20 protein-coding genes are annotated in these 24,409 nt (G+C 71.7%); 5 read left to right on the top strand and 15 right to left on the bottom strand.

Translation table 11 applies throughout. The features are described from left to right. Positions 1–110: 110 nt before the first annotated feature. Complete coding sequence (locus tag ACFE76_RS16915; RefSeq protein ID WP_375432946.1) at positions 111–1,427, top strand: cation:proton antiporter; 1,317 nt, start codon at positions 111–113, stop codon at positions 1,425–1,427. Here the strand turns inward: ACFE76_RS16915 and ACFE76_RS16910 are convergent. From ACFE76_RS16910 to ACFE76_RS16890, 5 genes are all read right to left on the bottom strand, one after another. Beyond that, positions 1,424–2,368, bottom strand: coding sequence for an SDR family oxidoreductase (locus ACFE76_RS16910; RefSeq protein WP_375432945.1), 945 nt, complete (start codon positions 2,366–2,368; stop codon positions 1,424–1,426). The genes ACFE76_RS16915 and ACFE76_RS16910 overlap by 4 nt on opposite strands. Before the next feature lie 42 nt (positions 2,369–2,410). Beyond that, a complete protein-coding gene (locus tag ACFE76_RS16905) occupies positions 2,411–3,745 on the bottom strand; it encodes an MFS transporter (RefSeq protein WP_375432944.1) in 1,335 nt (444 codons plus the stop codon). A gap of 54 nt (positions 3,746–3,799) precedes the next feature. Then, a complete protein-coding gene (locus ACFE76_RS16900) occupies positions 3,800–5,164 on the bottom strand; it encodes a glycosyltransferase (protein ID WP_375432943.1) in 1,365 nt (454 codons plus the stop codon). Between the two features lie 16 nt (positions 5,165–5,180). Beyond that, positions 5,181–6,050 (bottom strand): glycosyltransferase family 2 protein, encoded by an 870-nt coding sequence (locus ACFE76_RS16895; protein ID WP_375432942.1) that lies wholly within the window; start codon positions 6,048–6,050, stop codon positions 5,181–5,183. Positions 6,051–6,130: 80 nt separating this feature from the next. Continuing rightward, positions 6,131–6,646, bottom strand: coding sequence for a MarR family winged helix-turn-helix transcriptional regulator (locus ACFE76_RS16890; RefSeq protein WP_375432941.1), 516 nt, complete (start codon positions 6,644–6,646; stop codon positions 6,131–6,133). Positions 6,647–6,756: 110 nt separating this feature from the next. Here ACFE76_RS16890 and ACFE76_RS16885 point away from each other — a divergent pair, with 110 nt between their 5' ends. After that, on the top strand, positions 6,757–7,305 hold the full coding sequence (locus tag ACFE76_RS16885; protein ID WP_375432940.1) for a gluconokinase: 549 nt from the start codon (positions 6,757–6,759) through the stop codon (positions 7,303–7,305). A gap of 154 nt (positions 7,306–7,459) precedes the next feature. On the opposite strand, the gene ACFE76_RS16880 is transcribed toward ACFE76_RS16885, so the two are convergent. The 9 genes from ACFE76_RS16880 to ACFE76_RS16840 form a co-directional block, all read right to left on the bottom strand. Continuing rightward, a complete protein-coding gene (locus ACFE76_RS16880) occupies positions 7,460–10,927 on the bottom strand; it encodes a 2Fe-2S iron-sulfur cluster-binding protein (protein WP_375432939.1) in 3,468 nt (1,155 codons plus the stop codon). Continuing rightward, positions 10,924–11,217: a sarcosine oxidase subunit delta gene (locus tag ACFE76_RS16875; protein WP_375432938.1), complete on the bottom strand. Its 294-nt coding sequence runs from the start codon at positions 11,215–11,217 to the stop codon at positions 10,924–10,926. The genes ACFE76_RS16880 and ACFE76_RS16875 overlap by 4 nt, the downstream gene beginning before the upstream one ends. 36 nt (positions 11,218–11,253) lie before the next feature. Further along, positions 11,254–12,522, bottom strand: coding sequence for a sarcosine oxidase subunit beta family protein (locus ACFE76_RS16870; protein ID WP_375432937.1), 1,269 nt, complete (start codon positions 12,520–12,522; stop codon positions 11,254–11,256). Positions 12,523–12,568: 46 nt separating this feature from the next. Beyond that, positions 12,569–15,085, bottom strand: a complete 2,517-nt coding sequence (locus ACFE76_RS16865; RefSeq protein WP_375432936.1) for an FAD-dependent oxidoreductase — start codon at positions 15,083–15,085, stop codon at positions 12,569–12,571. A gap of 116 nt (positions 15,086–15,201) precedes the next feature. After that, the gene (locus tag ACFE76_RS16860) at positions 15,202–16,185 is read right to left on the bottom strand and encodes an ABC transporter substrate-binding protein (RefSeq protein ID WP_375432935.1); all 984 of its coding nucleotides are present in this window, start codon (positions 16,183–16,185) and stop codon (positions 15,202–15,204) included. A 65-nt stretch (positions 16,186–16,250) separates the two neighbouring features. Next, positions 16,251–18,320: an ABC transporter permease gene (locus tag ACFE76_RS16855; protein ID WP_375432934.1), complete on the bottom strand. Its 2,070-nt coding sequence runs from the start codon at positions 18,318–18,320 to the stop codon at positions 16,251–16,253. Beyond that, positions 18,320–19,465 (bottom strand): glycine betaine/L-proline ABC transporter ATP-binding protein, encoded by a 1,146-nt coding sequence (locus tag ACFE76_RS16850; RefSeq protein ID WP_375432933.1) that lies wholly within the window; start codon positions 19,463–19,465, stop codon positions 18,320–18,322. Before ACFE76_RS16850 ends, ACFE76_RS16855 begins: the two co-directional genes overlap by 1 nt. A gap of 35 nt (positions 19,466–19,500) precedes the next feature. After that, on the bottom strand, positions 19,501–20,979 hold the full coding sequence (locus ACFE76_RS16845; protein ID WP_375432932.1) for an aldehyde dehydrogenase family protein: 1,479 nt from the start codon (positions 20,977–20,979) through the stop codon (positions 19,501–19,503). A 245-nt stretch (positions 20,980–21,224) separates the two neighbouring features. Continuing rightward, a complete protein-coding gene (locus tag ACFE76_RS16840) occupies positions 21,225–22,016 on the bottom strand; it encodes an IclR family transcriptional regulator (RefSeq protein WP_375432931.1) in 792 nt (263 codons plus the stop codon). Positions 22,017–22,108: 92 nt separating this feature from the next. Here ACFE76_RS16840 and purU point away from each other — a divergent pair, with 92 nt between their 5' ends. The 3 genes from purU (at position 22,109) to ACFE76_RS16825 (ending at position 23,844) form a co-directional block, all read left to right on the top strand. Beyond that, positions 22,109–22,981, top strand: coding sequence for a formyltetrahydrofolate deformylase (gene purU / locus ACFE76_RS16835; protein ID WP_375432930.1), 873 nt, complete (start codon positions 22,109–22,111; stop codon positions 22,979–22,981). 240 nt (positions 22,982–23,221) lie between these two features. Continuing rightward, positions 23,222–23,413: a hypothetical protein gene (locus tag ACFE76_RS16830; protein WP_375432929.1), complete on the top strand. Its 192-nt coding sequence runs from the start codon at positions 23,222–23,224 to the stop codon at positions 23,411–23,413. A gap of 68 nt (positions 23,414–23,481) precedes the next feature. Further along, positions 23,482–23,844, top strand: coding sequence for a hypothetical protein (locus ACFE76_RS16825; RefSeq protein WP_375432928.1), 363 nt, complete (start codon positions 23,482–23,484; stop codon positions 23,842–23,844). Here ACFE76_RS16825 and ACFE76_RS16820 read toward each other — a convergent pair whose 3' ends face one another. Further along, entirely contained in the window at positions 23,845–24,330 is a 486-nt protein-coding gene (locus ACFE76_RS16820; RefSeq protein ID WP_375432927.1) for a DUF1707 domain-containing protein, read from the bottom strand. It lies immediately after the preceding gene. Positions 24,331–24,409: the final 79 nt, after the last annotated feature.

Below are 24,409 nucleotides of genomic sequence, written 5' to 3'. Positions count from 1 at the left end.
CTTTCTAGTTGATCAACACCCATTCAGGATTCACTGCGTGAAAGCGCCGGGCTAGGAACCGGCCTCTAGGATCGACAGGCCATGGCACGTCCGGGGACGCTGCCCGACCGATCCGCCAGGAGATCCTCATCGTTCTCGACAGCCCCGGCCTGCTGTTCCTCGCCGTCGGTCTCGCCGCCTTCGCCGCCGCCCTGCTGCCCCGGGTGCTCGGCCGGGTTCCCGTGTCGATGCCGATGGTCTTCCTGGGCTTGGGCATCGTCGTGTTCACGCTCGTGCCCGAGCTGCCCAACCCCGACCCGCGCGAGCACGTCGAGGTGGCCACCCACCTGGCTGAGGTGTGCGTGCTGGTGTCGTTGATGGGAGCGGGTCTGGCGCTCGACCGGCCGGTGGGCTGGCGGCGCTGGGCGACGACCTGGCGGCTGATCGGGCTGACGATGGTGGGCTCGGTCGGCATCGTGACCCTGCTCGCCGGTCAGGTGCTCGGCTTCGGCCTGGCCGCGGCGCTGCTGCTCGGCGCGGTGCTTGCGCCGACCGACCCGGTGCTGGCCAGCGAGGTGCAGGTGGCCGAGCCCGCCGAGGAGGAGGACGCGCCGGCCGAGGACGAAGCCCGCTTCGCGCTGACGTCGGAGGCCGGGCTCAACGACGGGATGGCGTTCCCCTTCACCTACGCAGCGGTCGGGATCGCCACGATGGGCATCGGCTGGGCTGGCGTCGGGCACTGGCTGCTCATCGACGTCCTCGGCCGGCTCGGGATCGGGCTTGCCGTCGGCGTCGGCGCGGGCTGGCTGCTCGGCAAGCTCTTCTTCTCGGCGCCGGTGCCGAGCTTGCGGTTCGCCGACCACGCCGAGGGCTTCGTCGCGCTGGCGGTCACCTTTCTGACCTACGGGGCGGCCGAGCTTGCTCACGGCTACGGCTTCGTCGCGGTGTTCGTCTGCGCGTGCGCCCTGCGCGGTGCCGAACGCAGCCACGGCTACCACCGGGTGCTGCACTCCTACGTCGAACAGCTCGAGCGGCTGATCACCGTGCTCATCCTGGTGCTGCTCGGCGGTGCGCTGGCCCGCGGGCTGTTGGCGCCGCTGCAGACGCGGGACATGCTGGTGGCGTTCGCCTTTTTGCTGCTGGTCCGGCCGCTGACCGGGTGGCTCGGTCTGCTCGGCAGCCGGACGGGCCCGCGCGAACGCGTGGTGATCGCCTTCTTCGGCGTCCGCGGCATCGGCTCACTGTTCTACACCGGCTGGGCGCTGCAGCACGCCGACTTCGCCGACCCGGACCGGCTCTGGGCGGTGGTCGCCTTCGCCGTGGCCGCCTCGGTGGTCCTGCACGGCATCACGGCCACGCCGGTGATGGCCCTGCTCGACCGCCGGCGCCGCCGGGTCGCGCTCGACCGGTACGGGACCGAGTCGCTCGCCTCAGAGACGGCGGTCTAAGGCCGACCTTCCCTCAAAATCTGCACCGACCGAAGCCGACACGCCGCGCGACCCGGCGTGTCGCTTCTGGTCGAGGCAGATGTTGAGGGAACGTGGTCCGATCCGGTCAGGACCTCCCGCAGCCCGACTGGCGCCCGGCCGGTCAACTGGCGGACGTTGTCGCTCACCGCGGCCAGCTCGCCGGTCGCGATGGCGGTGTAGGTGCTGACCCAGGCGTCGACCTGCCAGTCCGGTGCCTGGTAAACCGCCCGGGAGGCGTACGCCTCGGGCACCGTCTCGTCGTGGTACGTCGTTGGCCGGCCGGTGACCTCGGTGATGATCCGGGCCGCGTCGTCCAGGCTCAGGGCCTCTGGCCCGGTCAGGTCGTAGCGCTGTCCGCGGTGGGCTGACGGCTGCTGCAGCACGGCGGTGGCGCAGCGCGCCACGTCGGCACGGGCGACGGCGGCAAGCCGGCCGTCGCCGGCCGGTCCGCCGATCACCCCGTCGGTGCCGGCGACGGCAGGTAGGAAGTCGAGGTAGAAGTTGTCGCGCAGGAAGGTGAACGCGAGCCCGGCGGCCTCGATGTGCTGCTCGGTCGCGCCGTGGTCCCGCCCGAGGGTGAAGGTCGAGTGGGGGCTGGCGGCGACGAAGGAGGTGTAGACGACCTGCTGCACCTCGGCGGCCACGGCCGCGTCCACCAGGCCTCGGTGGACGTCGAGCCGGTCGACGCTCTCGGCCGCCGAGACCATGAACAGCACCTCGACCCCGGCCAGGGCGGTGCGGGCGGCCGGTGAGTCGCCGTAGGACAGCTCCACCACCGGGCAGTCCGGCAGCACCGGTGCCCGTTCGGGCGACCGGGCCAGCAGTCGCAGCGGTACGCCGGCCGCCGACAGCTGGCGGGCGACGAGGCCGCCGAGGTGACCGGTCACCCCGCTGACGGCCAGGGTGGGCAGTCCGGTCACGGCAGCTCTCTTTCGGTCGGGCGGCGTCAGGTGGGTTGGGCGTCAGGTGGCGTGGGCGGCGAGGCGGCGGCGGGCACCTCGGGCGGCGTAGACCGCGGCGACCACCGTGCCCACGCAGAGGGCGGTCGCGCTGAGCGCGAGCGAGGCGTGGATCCCGACCAGCACACCGAACAGCCCGACGGTGACGCCGCTGCCCGCCCGCAGCCCGCTGGCCGACATCGTGTAGACCCCGATGACGCGGCCCCGCTGGTCGGCGGGCGCGCGCAGCTGGACCACGGTCTGGCTGATCGACATCGAGGCCAGGTTGGCCACACCGCCGACCACGAGCAGGATCACCGCGAGCGGATAGCTGTGGGTGACCGCAAAGCCCAGGATCGCCAGCCCGTACGCCGCCGTGGCCACCACGGCCGCAGACACCATCGGCTTGACCCAGCCCGTCGCCTCCAGCACGAAACCGCCCAGCACTCCGCCGGCGCCGGTGGCGAAGAGCAGCACGCCGTACGCGGACCCGCCCGAGCCGGTGCCCAGGTCCGCCGCGAACTGCGGCATCGCCGACTGCAGCGACGCCCCGACGAAGAACGACCCCAGCCCGGCGAGGACGATCATCGAGACCAGCGCGGAGTCGGCTCCGATGCCGCGCAGGGTGCGGACGGCCTCGCCGACGCCCATCCGCGCCCGCGACACGACGCCGTCGCGAAGGTGACCGGTGAAGCGGGTACGGAACAGGAAGAGCGTCAACGGCAGGTAGATGGCGACGTTGGCGAAGATTCCCCAGGTCGGGCCGAGCCCGAGCAGCAGCGCCGAGCCGACGACCGGTCCGAAGAGGATCCCGAGGCTCTTGACGGTGGCGTTCAGCCGGACTGCGCTCGGCAGCTCGGCGGGGCCGACGAAGTCGTGCAGCATCAGCTGTTCGGCCGGACCCCAGAGCGCGCCGGCGATCCCGTGCAGCACCAGCAGGACGCAGGCGTACCAGACCTGCAGCGTACCGGTGAGGAACAGCACGCCCCAGGTCGCCGAGACGAGCATGAACAGCACCTGGCCGGCCTGGATGACCCGGCGGCAGTCGTAGCGGTCGGCCAGCCCGCCGAACCAGACTGCGAAGAGCAGGAACGGCACCCAGTGGCTGATCACCTGGAAGCCGACCAGCGCCTCGGAGTGGAAGCGCTGCCACAGCACCCAGTAGGTGATCACGTGTTCGACGTTGTCGGCCATCATCGCCAGGCCGGTGCCGATCAGGTACGGCCGGCAGTCGGCGTTGCGCAGCGCGGCGAAGCGTCGGGGCGGACCGCCGCTCGCGGGCAGCGCGGCCGTGACGGGTGGTGGCGCCGGGAGGTCGGCGGCCGGGACGTGCCCGGCGACTCCACAGGCGGCGCACACGGCGGACTCCTTGTCGTCGGGGGAAAACGACGTCAGTCTATGGAACCCGGAGCATCAGTGAGAGTGGCGTTCGAGCACCGGACGCGGGTGCGCGGGCTCGAGGTCCGAGCCGGCGACGAGCCGGCCCAGCGAGGCGGTGATCGCCTCGACCGGGTCGCCCAGTCCGGCGATCTCGGTCTGCAGCCGCTGGGCCGCGGTGCGGTAGTCAGCCTCGGCGAGCAGCCGCTCGACGGCCCGACGGACTCGCTGCGGCGACGGCGTCCCGGTTCGCAGGTTGATCCCGGTGCCCGACCAGGAGACGCGGGCCGCGACCTCTGGCTTGTCCTCGGTGCTGCCGGCCACCACGAGCGGCACCCCGGCCGCGAGGGCCTGCTGGACGCCGCCGAAGCCGCCGTTGGTGACCATCGCCGCCGCCCGGGGCAGCAGCTGGTCGTAGGGCAGGAAGGTGGCGACCCGCGCGTTCTGGGGCAGCGGACCGCCGAGCTGGTCCTCCAGCTGGGCCAGCGGCCGGCCGCCGGTGGCGGCCACGACCAGCACGTCCGTGCCCGCCAGACCGCGCAGTGCCGGCACCATCAGCCGGCTCAGGTCGACGTTCGCCATCGTGCCCTGGGTCAGGTGCACCACGGGTCGGTTGCCGTCGAGGTCGCCCCACCAGGGCGGCAGCGGCGAGGACGGCAGCAGCCCCGTCTGCGGCTGGGGCCGGAGCGGGCCGACGAAGCGTACGGTCGGCGGCAGCTCGCGCCGCGGGTACTCGATCCCGGGCGCCGCCAGCTGGAAGGTCACGTCGAAGCGGGTGGCCTGGTCGAAGTAGTTGCCGTCCGGGGCGGGGGCGCCCAGGGAGGTGAGCGCGTCCGCCAGCGCGGTCTGGACCGGACGCAGCGGTCCACCGTGCAGGACCGCGGAGATGAAGCGGTTGCGGCGGCGGGTGTGGGCTGAGCTGCCCGGCTCCAGGCCTGAGCCGAACGGGGCAGCGTCCACGCTGGTCAGGGCGAGCGGGGTGGCCGACACCCCGACCACCGGGATCCGGTCGGCCCGAGGGACGGCGAGCAGCGGCAGCACCCCGAGAAACGCGGCCTCGCAGACCACGGCGTCGTAGGGCCCGTCGGCCAGCGCAGCGTGCAGCGCGGCGTGCTGGGCGGCGAGCGGCCGGACGAAGAGGTTCAAGATGTCGTAGCGGCCGGCCGCGACGCCGCTCCGCCGCCCCCGGTCGGGCAGCCAGTCCTGCAGCCGCGCGTCGTCGTAGTCGGCCTCGGCGGTCAGCGGCCAGAAGTCCAGTCCGGCCTCGCGGACCAGCCTGGCGTAGCGGCGGCCCGTCAGCACGGTGACCGTGTGGCCGCGGGCGACGAGGCCTCGACCGACCGCGACCATCGGGCTCAGGTGCCCGTAGATGGGCGTGCTCGGCAGCAGGAAACGGGACATGGGAACGGCGCCCAACCTAGCGCACGTCTCTCAGCGGACCGGTGATCCTGGGCGCCGAAGGCGCTCGCCGTCGGCTGGCGTGGCGCCGCACCAGGACCAGCGCGCCGATCGCAGCGGCCGTACCGACCCGCCACCGCCGCCGGCGGCGCTGGATCCGCGCGGTGTCCTGCTCGCGGATCGCCGGGGCCGCGCCCAGCAGCGGCCGGGCGGCGACCCGGTTGACGGCCAGGTTGAGCGCGTAGTGGTAGCCGTAGGAGACCACCACGGTGTGCACGAGGCCCTGGTTCATCCGCCGGGACGAGGTGCTCACCGGGTTGCCGGCGTCCCAGACGACCCGACCGCGGCGACGCAGCCGACGGAGGAAGTCCACCTCGTCCCCGCCCTGGGTCAAGGAGGTGTCGTAGCCCGGGAAGTCCGCGCGACGGAACGCGACGTTGGTGGCGGTGATGTAGCCGACCCGGCCGGTCAGACGGTACCGCGCGGCGAGGGCGGCGAAGTAGAGCGGGGGGAAGATGCGCGCCCACCACGGCGCGTCGGCGTAGCGGCACGGACCCGCCACCGCGACCACGTCGTCGACGAAGCCGTCCTCGATCCGTTGCAGCCAGCCCGGCAGAAAACGGGTGTCGGCGTCGGTGGAGACCACGATCTCCCCGCGCGCGGCGAGGGTGCCGCACTGACGGGCAGCGCAGACGCCGCGGCGGGGCTCGACCAGCACCCGGGCGCCGTAGCGGGCGGCGACCGCGGCGGTGGCGTCGGTACTGGCGTTGTCCACCACGATCACCTCGACCTCGCTAGCGGTCTGCTGCTCGGCCAGGGAGGCGAGGGTCGCCCCCAACGAACCCGCCTCGTCGTAGGCGGGGATGACCACGGAGAGTCGCACAGGCACCTCAGTACCCATCCGGCCACGTAACCATCGGCCCCGTACCCATCAACCCGTACCCATCAGCCCGTACCCATCGGCTCGTCTCAGACCGCCGGGGGCCGTGGCCAGCTGGAGTTGCCGGGGTCGACCCGGGACACGATCGCGTCGACGGCCTCACTGAGCTGCCGCAGCTGGGTCGGGGTGAGCGCGTCGATGACCAGCGCGCGGACCGCCGTCACGTGACCGGGGGCGGAGTCCTCGACCTTGGTGAGGCCGAGGTCGGTGAGCACGGCCTTGGTGTAGCGGCCGTCGTCGGGGTCGGGCTCGCGGCGGACGAAGCCGCGGGACTCCAGCCGCTTGGCCACGTGCGACAGCCGCGACAGGGAGGCGTTGGTGAGGGCGGCCAGCTGGCTCATCCGCAGCGTCCGGTCGTCGCGTTCGGACAGCATCGCCATCACGATGTACTCGAAGTAGTTGAGGTCGGCGTCCCGCTCGAGCTGGGCGTCCAGGGCGGTGGGCAGCTTGGTCATCAGTCGGGCGAGACCGAGCCACACCACCCGTTCCTCGGGGTCTAGCCAACGCGGTGGCTGGACGTCGGGGGACTCCTCGGGGGCGGGCACGAAACCGAGTCTATGAGGGGTCGCGGCTGTCAGGTCGCCGCAGAGGGGACCATACTCAGACCTGTCTCGGCGAGGCGCCGGGTCGAACGACCGGCGGAGGTGGGGCCATCATGAACGCTGCGGCAGCAGAGTCGCCCGCAGGGGACGAGATCGTCGTGCTGGTCGTGATGGGGGTGACCGGCACCGGCAAGTCGACCGTCGCGGGCCTGCTCGCCGGCGAGCTCGGCTGGGACCTGGAGGAGGGCGACGACCTGCACCCCGCCGCGAACGTCGCCAAGATGCACGCCGGGACGCCGCTGACCGACGACGACCGCTGGCCCTGGCTCGACCGGATCGCCGCCTGGATCTCGGTGCACACCGCCTCCGGTACGCCGGGCATCATCACCTGCTCGTCACTGAAGCGTTCCTACCGCGACCGGATCCGGGGGCCGGGCGTGGTCTTCGTCCACCTGAGCGCCGACCGGGACGCCATCTTTGCCCGGCTGAGCGCCCGGATGAACCACTTCATGCCGCCGGCCCTGCTCGACTCCCAGCTCGCCACCCTCGAACCGCTCGAGCCGGACGAACGCGGCGTGGTGGTGACGCTGGGTGGCCGGCCTCGCGACGAGGCCCGACGCGCGCTCGAGGCCCTGGGGCTGGGCGCCCCCAAGCTGATCTGACTCCTGGAGGGGCAGCGGGCCCAGCAACGTGCCCCGAGCTTGTCGAGGGCCCCGAAGGGGTCGCGCTCACCATGGGCAAAGGGCAGGCGCAACCTCTTCGAAGCCTTCAACAAGCTCAGGGCGCGTTCCCGAGTGCTGCGCCTCGCGTAGCGCGCTAGCCGCCGACGTACTCGGCGGCGGTGAGCAACAGCCAGTCGGCCAGGTGAGCGGCGAAGGAGGAGCGGACGAGCACCTCCACCCGGTCGTCGTCGGTCCCCGGCTCGCCGAGGCCGACGGCCACGACCGCGCACTGCGCGAGCAGGGTCTGCACGCAGGTGCCGGGAACGAGGGCGTCGAGGTCGACGGCGATGCCGTGGCTGAGCACGTCCCGGGCGTGGCGGCCGCCGAGGAGCACGGTGGTCCGGGTGGCGGAGACGTCGGTGACGGCACCGTGGGAGCCCACCGCCGTGCGCAACCCGTCGGCGTCAGGCTGGTGGGCGCCGTCGAGCAGCAGGTACTCGTCGGGACCGAGGGCCAGCACCGTGCGTTCGCCGGCCCGGACGACCCCGCCGGTGGTCGGCAACCGGTCGATGCCCAGCCAGGTGGTCGCGGCGGCGTCGCCGTCGGTGTCGCGGCGGACCCGCAGGTTCAGCGCGGTCCGGGGACCCCGCTCGGCCAGCCTCAGCTGGGCCGGGTGAGGGCTCAGTCCGGCGAACGCGTCGACGTAGCCCACCAGCGGCGTCCGCCCGAAGGGGTCGGCGACCGGCGCCGGTGGCCACGAGAGGGGAGCGAGGGTGGCGTCGCCGTCCCGGCGGGCTCCCTCGGGGTCGACCAGCACCGGTGAGCTGACCAGGGCCGGCTGCGGCTCGCCGTCGACCACCACGAGCACCCGCTGGCCGATCAGGTCCCGGCCGCCGCGGCACAGGGCCAGCGCGAACGGTTGGCCGAGCGCGACCGACGGGTAGGACGAGGTGACGTGGCCGAGCATCGGCACCGGCGGCGGGGGCAGCACGCCGTCGAGCAGCACGTCCTCGGCGACCAGCTGGCTGCCCTCCGGCAGCACCAGCGTGGTGTCCAGCGGCAGCAGGCCGACCAGGTGCTTGCGGTCGGGGGTGAGGTTGTCCGGCCGGGCGTGGGAACGCTTGCCCAGGTAGTCGGCCTTCTTCTTCGACACCACCCAGCTCATCCCCAGGTCCTGCGGGGTGACTGTGCCGTCGGTGTCCTGGCCGATGATCGGGTAGCCCTTCTCGGCGCGCAGCACGTGCATCGTCTCGGTGCCGTACGGGGTCAGCCCGAGCGGCTCGCCGAGCGTCCAGACCGCCTCCCAGAGGGCGGCGGCGTCGGACCAGGCCACGTTCACCTCGTACGCCAGCTCGCCGGAGAACGAGATCCGCGCGACCCGGGCGGACAGCCCCGCCACCTCGGTGTCACGCCAGGACATGAACGGGAAGGCCTCCGGGCTCACGTCCAGCCCGGGGGCGACCGCGCCGACCAGCTCACGCGAGCGTGGTCCGACCACCGCCATGGTGGCCCACTGCTCGGTCACCGACGTGCACCAGACGCGCAGCTGCGGCCACTCGGTCTGCAGCCACTCCTCCATCCAGTCGAGGATCTTCGCCGCGTTACCGGTCGTCGTGGTGACCAGAAAGCGCTCGTCGGCCAGCCGGAAGACCGTGCCGTCGTCGAGGATCATGCCCGTCGGCTCGCACATCACGCCATAGCGGACCATGCCGACCCTGAGGCTCGACATCAGGTTCGTGTAGAGGAGGTCCACGAACGTGCCCGCGTCCGGCCCGGCAACCTCGATCTTGCCGAGCGTGCTGCCGTCCAGGAAGGCGACGCCGGTCCGGGCCGCCTCGCACTCGCGGGCGACGGCGGCCGCGAGATCCTCCTCGCCGCCCTCGGGCAGCAGCCGGGGATAGAACCAGGGCCGCAGCCACTGGCCGACCGGCTCGAACGCCGCGCCGTGCGCCGCGTGCCAGGAATGAGCGCCGGTGGTGCGGACGGGGTCGTAGAGCCGGCCCCGCTCCCGGCCCGCGAGCGCAGCGAAGGCCACCGGTGTGTACGGCGGCCGGTAGGTCGTGGTGCCCAGCTCGCCCGGCTCAACGCCGAGCAGCTGCGCCACCAGCCCAGTGGCGAGCAGGCCGGACGTCTTGCCCTGGTCGTGGGCGGTGCCGGCGGTCGTGTAGCGCTTGACGTGCTCGACCGAGGCCAGGCCGGCGCCGGTGGCGCGGGCCAGGTCGGCGACGGTGACGTCGCGCTGCAGGTCGACGAAGTGCCGGGTCAGGCTGCGCGGTTCGGCGCCGTCCGGGGCGACCAGGTAGAGCCGTTCGGCGGGCCGCGGAGTGACCTTCAGCCCGTCGACCGGCAGGTCGGGCAGGTCAGGAGGCGTCGGCGCACCGACCGACGAGCCGTCCGCGACCGCTTCGGCCGTGGTTCGGAGACCGCGGGCGGCGCCGACGACGCGCACCCGCTGCCGGCGGGCGCCCGGAGGGAAGGCGGCAGGCACGAACGCGCCCACCTGGTCGTCGAAGGCGAGCGGGCCACCGGCCTGGGAGTAGAGGTGCACCGCCGGGTTCCAGCCGCCGGAGAGCGCCAGCAGGTCGGCCGGCAGCTCGGTCTCGAGGCCGTCCGCGGTCCGGCGGACCGTCACGCCGGTGAGCGCGCCGTCCGGGCCGGTGGTGGTCCGGGTGATCACGCAGCCGCTGAGCACACTGCCGGTCTGCACCGGGCCGTCGAGCCCAGCCAGCTCCGCACCCGGCCGTGGGTCGACGATCACCACGTGCGCGCCGACCACCAGCAGGTCCATCGCCACCCGGTACGCGTCGTCGTGGGTGGTGAAGAGCACGACCCGCTCGCCGGCGAGGACGCCGTGCCGCAGCAGGTAGGACCGCACTGACTCGGCCAGCATCACCCCGGGCACGTCGTTGCCCTCGAGCACGACCGGACGCTCATGGGCCCCGGTCGCGAGCACCACCTCACCCGCCCGGATCCGCCAGACCCGCTCCCGCACGGGGTGGTCGCCGCCGGCGGGACTCCGCTGTACCGCGACCAGGTAGTTGTCGTCGTAGTAGCCGATCACCGTGGTGCGCTGCAGGTGGGTGACGTTCGACGTCGCGGCGAGCCGGTCGGCGACCAGGGCGGCCCAGGCGACTTCCTCGTCCCGCAGCAGCGAGCCGCCGGGCTGGGTCCGGTCGTCGACCAGCAGCACGCGGACGCCGGATGCGGCGGCGGCGAGCGCGGCGGCGAGGCCGGCCGGACCGGCGCCGACGACGGCCACCTCGCAGAAGGCGTGCCGGTGGTCGTACTGCGAGGTGTCGGGCTCGGCGTCGAGCCGGCCCTGGCCCCACAGGCCCGCGGCGACGATGCCGTCCGCGACCTCGACCGTGGTCGCGGTGGTGATCGGCTCGGCGTGCGGCCCCTTCACCTGCACCAGCGCGTTCGGTTCCTCGACCCCGGCGGCGTAGACGCCGCGCGGCCGGCCGAGCAGCACCGAGTGGGCGACCGTACGGACGTCGGAGGCGAGCAGCGCCGAGGCCAGGGTGTCCCCCGGCCGTGCGTCGAGGGACACGCCGTCAAAGGTCACGTCGAGCAGTCGGTCGCGGACCACCCGGCCGCCCACCATCAAACGGGAGGAGGTCACGCGGTCACCCCCTCGAGCTCGGGCCGCGGCTCACCGGGGCGGTAGACGGCGAGGATCTCGTACGTCACGGTGTTGCGCACCGCGTTGAACCACCGCCGGCAGCCGGCGGCGTGCACCCAGCGCTCGGCCATCAGACCCTTCGGGTTCGACCGGTAGAAGAGGTAGCGCGCCCACTCCTCCTCGCTGAGCTCGGCACCACCGCCCTCGGGGTAGGCGACGTGCGCCTGCCCGCCGTAGCTGAACTCGTTCTCGTTCCGCGGCCCGCACTCGGGGCAGGGGATCAGCAGCATGGGTGTTCGTCCTCCTCAATGCTCACGGCTCAGGGCTCAGTGGGCGACGGCGGCGGCGCCGTGCTCGTCGACCAGCCGGCCGGAGGTGAAACGGTCCAGCCCGAAGTCCTCGGCCAGGGCCGGCACCTTGCCGGTCTCGAGCAGCTCGGCCATCACCTGCCCGACGCCCGGCGTGGCCTTGAAGCCGCCCGTCCCCCAGCCACAGTTGACGAACAGGTTGTCCACCGGGGTGAGGCCGAGGATGGGCGAGGCGTCGGGTGTGGTGTCGACCGTGCCGCCCCAGGTCCGCAGGACCGACGCGCGGGAGAAGATCGGGAACAGCTCGACCGCGGCCGACATCTGCCGTTCGATCACGTGGAAGGCGCCCCGCTGGCCGTAGCCGACGTAAGAGTCGACACCGGCGCCCATCACCAGCTCGCCCTTGTGGGCCTGGGAGACGTAGACGTGGACGGCGTTCGACATCACCACCGTGGGGTGCACCGGCTCGAGCAGCTCCGAGACCAGCGCCTGCAGCGGGTGCGACTGCACGGGCAGCTCGAAGCCGGCCATCCCGGCCAGCACCGAGGAGTGGCCCGCGCCGATCAGTGCGACCCGGTCGGCAGAGATGGCACCGTACCGCGTCTGCACCCCCTGCACGGTGCCGTGCTCGACGTCGATCCCGGTGACCTCGCAGTTCTGGATCAGGTCGATCCCGGCGGCGCTCGCCGACCGGGCAAAGCCCCAGGCCACGTAGTCGTGCTTGGCGATACCGGCGCGCGGCTGGTACGTCCCGCCGAGCACCGGATAGCGGATGTCGTCGGCGATGTTGAGGACCGGGCACAGCTCCTTGGCCCCGGTCGCGTCGACCCACTCGGCGTCCACGCCGTTGAGCTTGTTCGCCTCGACCCGGCGACGCGAGTCGCGGACGTCCTGCAGCGTGTGGTCGAGGTTCAGCACCCCGCGCTGGGAGAACAGGATCGGGTAGTCGAGGTCGTCGGCCAGGGTCTCCCACAGCTTGAGCGAGTGCTCGTAGAAGCCGGCGGAGGCGTCCAGGAGGTAGTTGGACCGGATGATCGTGGTGTTGCGGGCCATGTTGCCGCCCGCGAGCCACCCGCGCTCCAGCACCGCGACGTCGGTGATCCCGCGCCGGGCCAGGTAATGGGCGGTGGCCAGGCCGTGGCCGCCGCCGCCGACGATGACCAGCTCGTAGTGCCGCTTGGGTTCGGGGTTTCGCCAGAGGAACTCCGGGTGCTCCGGCAGGTCCGCCCCCGGCGGCGTCTGCTGCGCCGCGCGGCTCGGCGGCAGCTCGTTCGACACGGCACTCATGCCCTGCTCCTCGTCATGTGTCCATCCTGACGCGACCCACTGACACTTAGCACTTGATCTTCTTCATCTCGGGGTCGAACGCCGGCTCGGCGGTCACCACCGCGCGGTAGCGGCGGTCGAACCAGCCCACCTCGACCTCAGAACCGGGTGCGGCCAGCGCGACCGGCAGCCAGGCGTAGGCCAGCGGCAGGCCGAGGGTGTACGCGTACGCGGCCGAGGTCACGTAGCCGACCGCGTCGGGGGCGCCGACGGGGTAGACCGGCTCGGAGCCGAGGACGATCCCGTTCGGCGCCTCGAAGCTGAGCAGGCACAGCCGTCGGTCGGCCGGGGGCCGGGCCCGCAGCCCGTCACGGCCGAAGAACGGCAGCTCCGGTCTGACCGCAAAGCTCAGCCCTGCCTCGTCCGGGCCGTGCTCGGGGGTCATGTCCGTGCCGGACGAGCGGTAGCCCTTCTCGATCCGCAGCGCGTTGAAGGCGCCCCGGCCGGCGGCGATGATGCCGTGCTCGGCGCCTGCGGCCATCAGCAGGTCCCACAGGGCCAGGCCCTGGTCGGCGGTCGTGTACAGCTCGTAGCCGAGCTCGCCGACGTAGGAGAGCCGCATCGCCGTCACCGGCACGTTGCCGAGATAGCACTCCTGGGCGCGGAAGTACCTGAAACCGGCGTGGGAGAAGTCCGCGTCGGTCAGCGGCTGCACCACGTCGCGGGCGTTCGGACCCCAGATGCCGATGCAGCACGTGCCCGGAGTGAGGTCGCGGACCTGCACCGTCGTGGCCCAGGCAGAGTCGCGCAGGTGCCGGATGAGCCAGTCCAGGTCGAGGGGTCCGTTCGCGCCGACCTGGAAGCGCTCCGGCCCGAGCCGGGCCACGGTGACGTCGGAGCGGATACCGCCGGCCGCGTCGAGCAGCAGGCAGTAGGTGACGGCGCCGACCGACTTGTCCATCGTGCCGGTGACCATCGACTGCAGGAACTCCGTTGCTCCCGGGCCAGTGACCTCGAGCCGCTTCAGCGCGGTCATGTCGTAGAGCGCGACGTCGGTCCGGGTGATGGCGGCCTCGGCGGCGACCACCGGCGACCACAGGTGCGCCGCCCAGGCGTCCGGCTGCGGCACGTGCCAGCCGACGTTGCGCGGTGAGTCGAGCAGGGCGGCGTTCGCCTCGTACCACTGCGGCCGCTCCCAGCCGCTGGCCGGCAGAAAGACCGCACCCAGCTCGGCTTCCCTGGCGTAGAAGGGAGACGTGCGCAACGGACGCAGCGCGGAGCGCTCTCCTCGAGCACCGTGCTCCGGCGGCTGCAGCGGGTGCAGGATGTCGTAGACCTCGACGAAGTTCTGGCTGTTCGTCGCCTCGATCCAGGCCGGCGCCAGCTGGTGCACCTCGAAGCGGTTGACGTCGCAGGCGTGCAGGTCGACGCGCGGCCGGCCGTCGACCAGCCACTCGGCCATGGCCCTGGCCACGCCGGCGGAGTGCGTGATCCAGACCGCCTCCGCCGTCCAGAAGCCGTCGAGGGTGGCGTGCGGGCCGAGCAGCGGCAGGTTGTCGACGGTGAAGGAGAAGACGCCGTTGAACGGATCGGCCAGTTCCAGCTCACCGCGCTCGTCGAAGAGCGAGGGCAGGATCCGGCGCGTCTCCTCGAGCGGGAAGGCGAAGTCCTCGGGGGTGAAGGGAAGCACCGACGGCTGTCCCCCCAGGCTGTTCATCTCGTCGTGGTCGCTCCACGCGGCCAGGTCCTGCGGCCGGACGGGCATCGGGCGGTGCCGGTAGGAGCCGATCCCGAACGTGGTGCCGTTCTCGCGGTAGTAGAGGTCGGCGTCCTGGTGCCGCAGCACCGGCCGGATCGCCTCTGCCGTACGGCCGGCGAGGGGCGCGACCGGGCCGGTCCAGGCGAACTGGTGGGCCAGGGGAGTGAGCGCGAGCCGCTGGCCGACCATCGTGGCCACCTGCTGGCCCCACAGGCCGGCGCAGCAGACGACCACGTCGGCGGCGATCTCGCTCTGGTCGGTACGGACCCCGGTCACCTTGTCGCCCGCGGTCAGCACGTCGAGCACCTGGGTCCGGTCCCGGACGGTCGCTCCGCGCTCGACGGCCCGGTCGAGCTGGGCCGAAACCGCCCGGACGGCCTTGGCGACGCCGTCGTCCGGCACGTACAGCCCACCCAGCACGGTGTCCGGGGCCAGCAGGTCGAAGCGGCGGACGGACTCGTCGGCATCGAGCAGCTCGGCGCCGACGACGCCCCACGACTGGGCGAAGCCGAAGCGTCGTTGCAGCTCCCGAGCCCGCTCGGGGGTGGTGGCGATCTCCAGTCCGCCGACGGGCAGGTAGCAGGGTTCGCCCTGCCAGGACAGGGAGGAAAGCTTCTCCACGGTGTACCGGGCGAAGTCACTCATGATCTTGGCGCCGTTGGTCTGGAAGACCACTCCCGGTGCGTGCGAGGTCGAGCCACCCGCCGCCGGCAGCGGCCCCGCGTCCAGCACGGTGACGTCGGTCCATCCCCGCGCGGTCAGCTCGTCGGCCAGCGAGGCCCCGACGATGCCCGCACCGATGATCACGACCTTCGGTCCGACCACAAGATCCTCCTAGTTGCTTCTGCCGCAACGCGTCGCACTGTACGCAACATGATAGGTCCTTCGACAGGCTCAGGGAACGGTGATCGTTGCCTGAGCCTGTCGGAGGGCGCAGGGTCCTACTTGAGCCAGGCCTCGACCTTGTCGGGGTTGGCGTCGACCCACTTCTTTGCCGCGTCCTCGGGGCTCATCTTGTCGGCGGTGATGTACTTCGCGACCACGTTCTGGTCGTCGTTGGTCCAGGTGAAGTTCTTGATCAGCTTCGCGGCCGGTGAGCCGGAGTCCGCGAACTTCGTCGACAAGATCTTGTTCAGCGTGTAGTCCGGGTAGTCACAGGCGACCTTGGCGGCGTCGGTGTCGCAGCCGTCGGTGTACGCCGGTAGCGACACCTTCTCCAGCGGTACCTCCGACAGGAACCACTGTGGGGAGTAGAAGTAGCCGAGGACCCACTTCTTGTTGGTCTCGGCGTCGCGGAACGACTGGATCAGCGCGGCCTCGGAGCCGGCGTAGACCACCTTGTAGTTGAGGTTCAGGTTCTTGACCAGGGCCTCGTCGTTGGTGACGAACGACGGGTCGCCGTCCAGCAGCTGGCCCTTGTCGCCGGACTCGGAGGTCTTGAACTCGGCGGCGTACTTGTTGAGGTTGTTCCAGTCGAGGATGTCGGGGTGTTCCTTGGCGAGCCACGGCGGCACGTACCAGCCGATCTGGCCCTTGTTGCCCGTCTGTCCGCCGTCCACGGCGACCTTCTGCTGGGTGATGTACTTCTCCGTCAGGTCCGCGTGGCCCCAGTTCTCCATGATCACGTCGACCTGGCCGGACCCGAAGCCCTGCCACGCGATCTCTTCCTTCAGGGCCTTCTGGTCGACCTTGCAGCCGAGCTTCTGCTCGGCGACGTAGGTGACGACGGCCGCGTCGGCGGTGTAACCGACCCAGTCGTTCATGGCCATGTTGACCGTGCCGCAGGCCGCGCCCGAGCCGGAACCGGAGGCGGCGGGCTCGGCCGCGCCGTTGACGGTCGCCCCGCCACAGGCGGCGGTGACGAGCATCGTGGTGGCCGCCAGGCCGGCGGCGAGCCGGCCGAGCGTACGAGGACCGAACTTCATGGGTGAGCTCCTGTCGTGGGTGAACATCGGGGTCCTGCTGGGGGTCGTGGGTGGGGCACGGGCGACTAGACCAGGCCGAGCTGTCCGCGCGGACGCTTGACCAGGGCCGGTGCGGACCGGTCCCGGGACCGGTCGGTGGCGGCTTGGGTGACCCGGTCGAGCAGGATGCCCATCACCACCAGAGTCAGGCCGGCGGCGAGGCCCTTGCCGAAGAGGTCGAGCTGGGCGAGGCCGGCCACCACGTCGTAGCCGAGGGCACCGGCGCCGACCATGCCGCCGATCACCACCATCGAGAGTGCGTAGATCAAGCCCTGGTTGGCCGCCAGCCCGATCGCCTTGGCCGACATCGGGATCTGCACCTTGGTGATCATCTGCCAGGCGGTCGATCCGGAGGACTGTGCTGCCTCCATCGTGGTGGGCGCGACCTGGGAGATGCCGTCGGCGATGATCTTGATCGCCGGCGGGGCCGCGTACACCACCGCGGCCACGATCGCGGTGAAGCGGGTGGCGCCGAACAACGCCAGGAACGGCACCAGGTAGACGAACGCGGGCATCGTCTGCGCCGCGTCCAGGACCGGCCGGACGATCTTGTCCACCGTCGTCGAGCGGCCCATCCAGACCCCGAGCACCAGCCCCAGCACCATCACGATCACCGTGGCCAGCACGGTGGCGGCGAGGGTGGCCATGGCGTCGTTCCAGACCCCGAGCCACACCATCAGCCCGACGGCCACCACGACCAGCAGCGCGGTCCGCCAGCGGCCCGCGAGATAGCCGACGACGACCAGCACGGCGCCGACCACGAACCACGGCGAGCCGGTCAGCAGCGCTTCGAGCGGGTTGAGCACGTCGTTGGTGACGTGGTCGCGCAGGTTCTGGGTGAGGAAGGACAGGTTGGTCTGGGTCCAGCTCGAGACGCTGTCACCGACCGTCGTGAGCAGGCCGCCGACATCCGGCAGCGTGGGCGGCGTGGCGGCCCAGAGCATCGTGCGGGAGAGGTAGATGGCCACCAGGGTGACCACGGCACCAACCCCGACGGCGATCCGGCGGCCGCGGACCGACGTCTTGCCGGAGCGTACGGCCAGCTCGGACCGCATGCTGGCCGCGGTCGTCACCCGGTCGAAGATGATCGCCAGGATCACGATCGCGACCCCGCCGTTGAACGCCGTGCCCACGTCGAGGGACTGCAGGGCCTGGGTGACCACGAGGCCGAGCCCGGGCGCCCCGATGAGGGCGGCGATGGTGACCATCGACAGCGCCGCCATGATCGTCTGGTTGATGCCGATCACCACCGTCCGCTTGGCCATCGGCAGCAGGACGGCACGCAGCCGCTGCAGGCCGCTGACCCCGAGGGAGTCGACGGCTTCTCGCGTGGTGGCGGGCACCTGGCGGATGCCGTGCGCGGTCAGCCGGATGACCGGCGGGACCGCGAAGATCCAGGTGGCCACGATCGCCGGCGCCGGACCGATCATGAACAGCAGCACCAGCGGGGCCAGGTAGGCGAACGAGGGCAGGATCTGCATGAAGTCGAGGACCGGGGTGATGATCTTGTGCACCCGGTCGTTGGTGCCGGCCCAGATGCCCAGCGGCAGGCCGATCAGCAGCGCGAGCAGCACGGCGGCCAGCACCAGCGCGAAGGTGTCCATCGACTCGGCCCACAGACCCTGGCTGACGATGACCAGCAGGCCGACCAGGGTCAGCGCCGCGACCCGGACGTTGCCGACCGCCCAGGCGAGGAAGGTCAGCAGCACCGTCGTCCCGAGCCAGCCGATCTGGGGGATCTCGAAACCGACGTCGGTGTGGGAGAACAGGGCGGTGAAGAAGCTGCCCAGGCCTTCGACGCCGATCTGGATGTAGTTGAAGAAGTAGAGAAAGATCGGCGAGCTGTTGCGGTTCTCCCCGACCCAGTCGTTGAGCGCGTTCAGGTTCTCGTGCACTCCGGTCAGGTCGGAGCGGCCGATCGCCAGCGTCCACTGGCCGCCGAGGACCAGCCGCAGCACCAGCCAGACCACCAGCGTCCCGATCAGGACCAGGCCCCTCGGACCGAGCCGGAACCGGGACGCCTCCTCAGGCGGCAGCTCGGTGGTCACCGGCGTCTCGACCATGGCCGGACGAGCCGGCTTGGTGGCGGTGCTCATCAGTGGGCGTCCGCCCCAGCGAGGGCGATGCTGTCGCGGGAGACGTTGACCAGCTTGAGGACGTCGTCGCGGTCGACCACGCCCAGCTGGGTGTCGCCGTCGAGCACCCGGACGGGGGAGGGGCTGGAGAGGATCGTCGGCACAGCGTCCCTGATCACCGTGGTGGACGGCAGCGTCGGCCCGAGGTCGTCACCCTGTCCGGGGGTGGCCGGCCGCGCCACCCAGCGCAGGGTCAACACGTCGGCCCGCGGCACCTCGGAGACGAAGTCGGCCACGTACTCGTCCGCCGGTGCTCCGACCAGCTCGTCGCCGGTACCGATCTGCACCAGCTCGCCGTGCCGCATGATCAAGATCCGGTCCCCGAGCTTGAGCGCCTCGGACAGGTCGTGGGTGATGAAGATCATCGTCTTGCCCATGTCCTTGTGCAGCCGGATCACCTCGGCCTGCATGTCCCGCCGGATCAGCGGGTCCAGGGCCGAGAACGGCTCGTCGAAGAGCAGGACGTCGGGGTCGCCGGCCAAGGCCCGGGCCAGGCCGACCCGCTGCTGCATGCCGCCGGAGAGCTGGTCGGGATAGCGCCGCTCGTAGCCCTGCAGGCCGACGAGCTCGATCACCTGCTGCGCCTTGGCCAGTCGCGCAGCCTTCCCCATCCCGCGGACCTCGAGCCCGTAGGAGACGTTGCCGAGCACGGAACGGTGCGGCAACAGGCCGAAGTGCTGGAAGACCATGCTGATCTTGCGCCGGCGCAGGTCGCGCAGGGCGGACTCCGACAGCGTGGTGATGTCAGCACCCTCCAGCAGCACCTCACCTGCGGTGGGCTCGATCAGCCGGGTCAGACAGCGGACCAGGGTGGACTTGCCTGAGCCGGACAGCCCCATCACCACGAACACCTCGCCGCGGGCCACGTCGAAGCTCATGTCGCGGACGGCGGTCACGCAGCCGGTCCGCTCGAGGATCTCCGGACCGCTGAGCTTGCTCAGCGACTCGTCCCCGGGGATGGACGCGGCGCGACCGCCGAAGATCTTCCAGAGGTGGCGGACCGAGAAGTCGGGCTGCTCGCTCGACGACCCCGTCAAGCCGGCGGAGCCGGGCGACGAGCTCGTCGTGAGAGCGGTCACCCCGGTCGGTGCTGCGGTGGTGGCCATGACGGTCTCCCTGCTGGGTGGGGGTGAGCGGAGGGCTAGGAGGCGAACCAGTGCTGGGGGGCCGGGGCGATGTTGTGCCAGACGTGCTTGGTCTCGCGGTACTCGGCCAGGCCGCTCGGGCCGAGCTCGCGCCCGTTGCCCGACTGGCCGAAGCCGCCCCACTCGGCCTGGGGGACGTACGGGTGGTAGTCGTTGATCCAGACCGTGCCGAGCCGCAGCGCGCCGGCGACCCGCTGGGCGCGTCCGGCGTCGGAGGTCCAGACCGCGCCGGCCAACCCGTACGGGGTGCCGTTGGCCAGCCGGACCGCCTCGGCCTCGTCGGTGAAGGTCTCCACGGTCAGGACCGGACCGAAGGACTCCTGCTGCACGCACGCCATCGACGCCTGGCAGCCGTCCAGCACGGTCGGGGGGTAGTAGAAGCCCTCGGCGAGGGCCGGGTCGGTGGGCAGGGCGCCACCGCAGCGCAGCACCGCGCCCTCGGCGACGGCCGCCTCGACGTAGCCGTGGACCTTCTCGCGGTGGTCGGCGGAGATCAGCGGGCCGGTCTCGGCGTGGTCGTCGAACGGGCCGCCGAGGCGGATCCGCCCGGCGCGGGCGACCAGCTCGTCGACGAAGTCCTCGGCGATCGTGTCCTGGACGAGCAGCCGAGCGCCGGCGGAGCAGACCTGGCCCGAGTGCAGGAACACCGCCGTCAGCGCCAGGTCCAGAGCGGATGCCCGGTCGGCGTCGGCGAAGACGACGTTCGGGTTCTTGCCTCCCAGCTCGAGCGCCACCCGCTTCACCGTGGCCGCGGCGGCGGCCATGATCGCCTTGCCGGTCTCGACCCCGCCGGTGAAGCTGACGAGGTCGACCCGAGGGTCGGTGGTCAGGACGGCGCCGACCTGCGGTCCGGTGCCGGTGACCAGGTTGGCCACGCCCGGGGGCAGCCCGGCCTCGGCCAGGGTGTCCATCAACAAGATGGCCGTGCCGGGTGTGAGCTCGGAGGGCTTGAGGACGAACGTGTTACCGGCGAGCAGGGCGGGCGCGACCTTCCAGGACACCTGCAGCAGCGGGTAGTTCCAGGGCGTGATCAGCGCGCAGACCCCGACCGGGGCGTAGACGATCCGGCTGATCGCGTCGCTGCGGCCGGTGTCGACCACCCGGCCGGCGTCGGTGCCGGCGATGCCGCCGTAGTAACGGAAGCAGCCGATGATGTCGGACAGGTCGTAGTGGGCTTCGACGAGCCGCTTGCCGGTGTCGAGGGCCTCGGCCTTGGCGTAGACGCCCGTGTCGCGCTCGAGCAGATCGGCCACCCGCAGCAGCAGGTCGCCCCGTTCGCGCTCGGGCAGGGCCGCCCAGCTGCCCTCGTCGAACGCCGTCCGGGCGGCCGCGACGGCGGCAGTCGCGTCCTCGGGGGTGCACTCGGCGACCGCGGCGACCGGGGCGCCGTCAGCGGGGCAGATGATCTGGCGGGCGCCTGCGGTCTCGTGCCATGTGCCCGCGTAGAAGAGACCCCGCGGGGGTGTGCTCGTCATGGAGGGCTGCTCGTCACGAAGTATGAAAGTCCCTGGGTCGTGGTCACCGGGGACTGTGGTGGTGCATCATGTGGTGTTGCATAATGCGCACCGCCCCGCTTGCTGAGCAACAGCATGGGCCGGGCCGAGGAAGAGTGTCAAGACACAACCCGGTCGGCACGGCACCTGTTACGCGGTGGACACACGACGTAACCGGCACGCCTCGTGCGGTGCCAGTTGGCGGCTTCCGGCTGGACTCGGCGTCGTCAGCCGGACCAGCCCAGCCGCGCCGACACCGCCCGGGCGGCCCGGCTGACCTGGGCGCTGATCGGCTCCAGCCGGCCCTCGATCCGGAAGGTGGGTCCCGAGACCGAGAGCGAGGCGATCACGTCGCCGGCGCTGTCGCGGACCGGGGCGGCGACGGCGGTCAGCCCGACCTCGAGCTCGTCGCGCACCACGCCGTAGCCGTGCTCGCGGATCTGCTCGAGGTCGGCGAGCACGGCCTCGCGGGTGACCAGGGTGCGCATCGTCAGCCGAGCCAGCTCGCCTCCACTGTCGGTGAGCGCGGCCAAGATGGCGTCCCGCTCGGCCTCCGAGACGTGCGCGAGCAGCACCCGTCCGTTCGCCGTGGCGTGGATCGGGTTGCGCTTACCCACCCAGTTGTGGATCTGCAGCGCGGACGTCCCCGACACCTGGTCGAGATAGAGCGTCTCGCGGCCGGACAGGATCACCACGTTGACGGTCTCGCCGACCTCGGCGGCCAACGCGCTGGTCACCGGGCGGCTCTCCTGCACCAGGTCCATCCGGGAGCGGGTGGCCCCGGCGAGCCGCAGCACCCCGACGCCCAGCCGGTAGCGGCCACGGTCGGGCAGCTGTTCGGCCAGGCCGTGCGCCTCGAGCGTGGCCAGCAGCCGCGAGGCGGTGGACTTGTGCACGCTCAGCAGGGCGGCGATCTCGGTGACGCCGAGGTGGCCGTCGGCGGCCAGCAGCTCGAGGATGGTCAGCGCCCGGTCGACCGACTGCACGGCAGCCGTGCCGTTCTCGAGGGGGGCGGCCACGCGGCGAGTGTAGTGCCCGGACTCCGGGCTTGTACGCTGCGCTCTCGTCCGCCCACCGCCCGTCCCAGAGGTTGCCCCCATTGTCCCAGCGATTGTCCCCGCGCCCGGCCCCCGGCCAGCAGTACGTGCTCACGCTGTCGTGCAAGGACGGACCGGGGCTGGTGCACGCCGTGGCCGGTTTCCTGGTGCGGTACGGGGGCAACATCTTGGCCAGCCAGCAGTTCGAGGACCGGGGGACCGGGCGCTTCTTCATGCGGGTGCAGTTCGACTTCGTCGGGGCCGTGCCGTCGCTGGCCGACCTGCGGGCCGCCTTCGCCGAGGTCGCCGACGCGTACGGCATGCAGAGCACCCTCTCCGACGTCGCCACCCCGATGCGGACGCTGATCCTGGTCAGCAAGTTCGGGCACTGCCTGAACGACCTGCTGTACCGGCACCGGATGGGGATGCTCAACCTCGAGATCCCTGTCGTGGTTTCGAACCACCCCGACTTCGCCGACCTCGTCACCTCTTACGGGATCGAGTACGTGCACCTCCCGGTCACGCCGGACACCAAGCCCGAGGCCGAGGCCGAGCTGCTCCGGCTCGTCGGCGAGCACGAGGTCGAGCTGGTGGTGCTAGCCCGCTACATGCAGGTGCTGAGCGGGCCGACCAGCCACGCGCTCGCCGGCCGGGCAATCAACATCCACCACTCGTTCCTGCCCAGCTTCAAGGGCGCCAAGCCCTACCACCAGGCCCACGCCCGCGGGGTCAAGCTGATCGGGGCCACCGCGCACTACGTCAACGACGACCTCGACGAGGGCCCGATCATCGAGCAGGACGTCGCCCGGGTCGACCACCAGATGAGCCCGGAGGACTTCGTCGCCGCCGGCCGCGACGTGGAGACCCAGGTGCTGTCGCGGGCCGTCCGCTGGCACAGCGAGCACCGGGTGATGGTGAACGACTCCCGGACCGTCGTCTTCCGCTGACCCCCTGAGACCGCCGCTCCCCGAGCGTCACGGGGGGCGTCGAAGGGTGGCGTCTTGACCTTGATGGTGCTAGCTGCATCAGCATCATGTTGTGGACCATCGACCGCACGTCGCGCAGCCCGCTGCCGGAGCAGATCGCCGGCTGCGCCCGGCGCGGCATCGCTGAGGGCCAGCTGAGGGTCAGGGGCCGGCTGCCCTCCGCGCAGGAGCTCGCTGACGCGGTCAGCGTACCGCAACACGGTGCTCGCGGCGTTGCGGCAGCTGCGGGACGTCGGACTGCTGGAGTTCCGGCGTGGACGTGGCGCTCGAGTCACCGACCTGGGCGTCGGTCGGGCTGCGCTGGACGCCGCGAGCCGCGAGCTCGTGCGGATCGCCCGACAGCACGGATACCGGCGCGATGAGCTGATCATGATGATCGAGGCGCTGGCATGACAACGACAGCGGTCTACAGCTGACGCGCCACCAACCGGGCCCTGTTCTGGACGATCAACCTTCTCGCGGTGGCCCTCCTGGTACTGATCCTGCCTGATCCGCGGGCGCTGGTGCCGCTCGTGCTCGCCGCGGTCGTCCTCGTGCTGGTCAACCTCACCATGACGAGCGTGCCCACCACGGCGGGGCCGAGCTGGGTGGTCGTGCGCTACGGCGTCTTCGGACTGCCGCGCTTCCGGTTCGCCCCGGCCGCCATCGCACGGGCCGAGGCCGTCGACGTGCCGATGAGCAGGATGCGGGGCTTCGGCGTCCACCGATCAGTGTGGCGGGCCACCCGGCTCACCATCGGTCCGGGCCGCAGCTGGAGCTGCCCCGTCACGACGGCGGACCGGTCACGACCAGCGCGGAGAACTCGCAAGCCGCCGCCGCGGTGATCAACGCCTACGGGCGCTGACCGGCTGGTCGCGTCGGCGCTGAGGATCCGGAGCTTCGGGTTTGCCATCCGTCTCGCGCAGCAACAGGCCCAGCGCGCAGCAGGCCGACCCGCTCAGCCAGACCAGCAGGGTGATCAGCGCGTGGCTGGTCGAGGGACTGTCGAAAGCTGCTCCGACGACCCATGCCACGAGAGCCAGAATGATCTCGAACGCGAGGACCGGCCCGACCGTTCTTGTCCGAGCCGGTGCCTTCCGCTCGGGCCGAGCCACCGGCTCGAGCTCGGCACGCGAGCCGAGGTCGGCCGTGAGTCGGGTGAGATCGCCGTCGGTGGTCGCCGCGAGCGCGGACCCCATCCGCTGCTCGAACTCCTCGGCTTTCAGACGCCCAGCGCCGAACGCGGCCGCCAGTTCTTCGGTGCAGTGGTCGCGATCGGCGTCGCTGACCCGCCGGGCGGAGACGCCTCCATCCTGGACCGGAATCCTCATGGTGCATTTTAGGCACGGCCATCTCTACGTGCGGTGTTGTCCGTTCCGGGGAAGGTGTTGTCCGTGTCGGTTCAGGCCT

It is taken from the genome of uncultured Friedmanniella sp. (genome assembly GCF_964244005.1).
In the GTDB taxonomy this organism is placed as follows: domain Bacteria; phylum Actinomycetota; class Actinomycetes; order Propionibacteriales; family Propionibacteriaceae; genus Microlunatus.
Note: the sequence above shows the minus strand (reverse complement) of the source record. Positions and strands in the feature narration are given on the sequence as shown.

What these genes read in the sequence shown, in the direction of transcription:
- ACFE76_RS16900 (WP_375432943.1), bottom strand. Translation starts at nt 5,164, where the DNA reads ATGTCCCGTTTCCTGCTGCCGAGCACGCCCATCTACGGGCACCTGAGC.
- ACFE76_RS16885 (WP_375432940.1), top strand. Translation starts at nt 6,757, where the DNA reads ATGAACGCTGCGGCAGCAGAGTCGCCCGCAGGGGACGAGATCGTCGTG.
- ACFE76_RS16875 (WP_375432938.1), bottom strand. Translation starts at nt 11,217, where the DNA reads ATGCTGCTGATCCCCTGCCCCGAGTGCGGGCCGCGGAACGAGAACGAG.
- ACFE76_RS16870 (WP_375432937.1), bottom strand. Translation starts at nt 12,522, where the DNA reads ATGAGTGCCGTGTCGAACGAGCTGCCGCCGAGCCGCGCGGCGCAGCAG.
- ACFE76_RS16860 (WP_375432935.1), bottom strand. Translation starts at nt 16,185, where the DNA reads ATGAAGTTCGGTCCTCGTACGCTCGGCCGGCTCGCCGCCGGCCTGGCG.
- ACFE76_RS16855 (WP_375432934.1), bottom strand. Translation starts at nt 18,320, where the DNA reads ATGAGCACCGCCACCAAGCCGGCTCGTCCGGCCATGGTCGAGACGCCG.
- ACFE76_RS16850 (WP_375432933.1), bottom strand. Translation starts at nt 19,465, where the DNA reads ATGGCCACCACCGCAGCACCGACCGGGGTGACCGCTCTCACGACGAGC.
- ACFE76_RS16845 (WP_375432932.1), bottom strand. Translation starts at nt 20,979, where the DNA reads ATGACGAGCACACCCCCGCGGGGTCTCTTCTACGCGGGCACATGGCAC.
- ACFE76_RS16820 (WP_375432927.1), bottom strand. Translation starts at nt 24,330, where the DNA reads ATGAGGATTCCGGTCCAGGATGGAGGCGTCTCCGCCCGGCGGGTCAGC.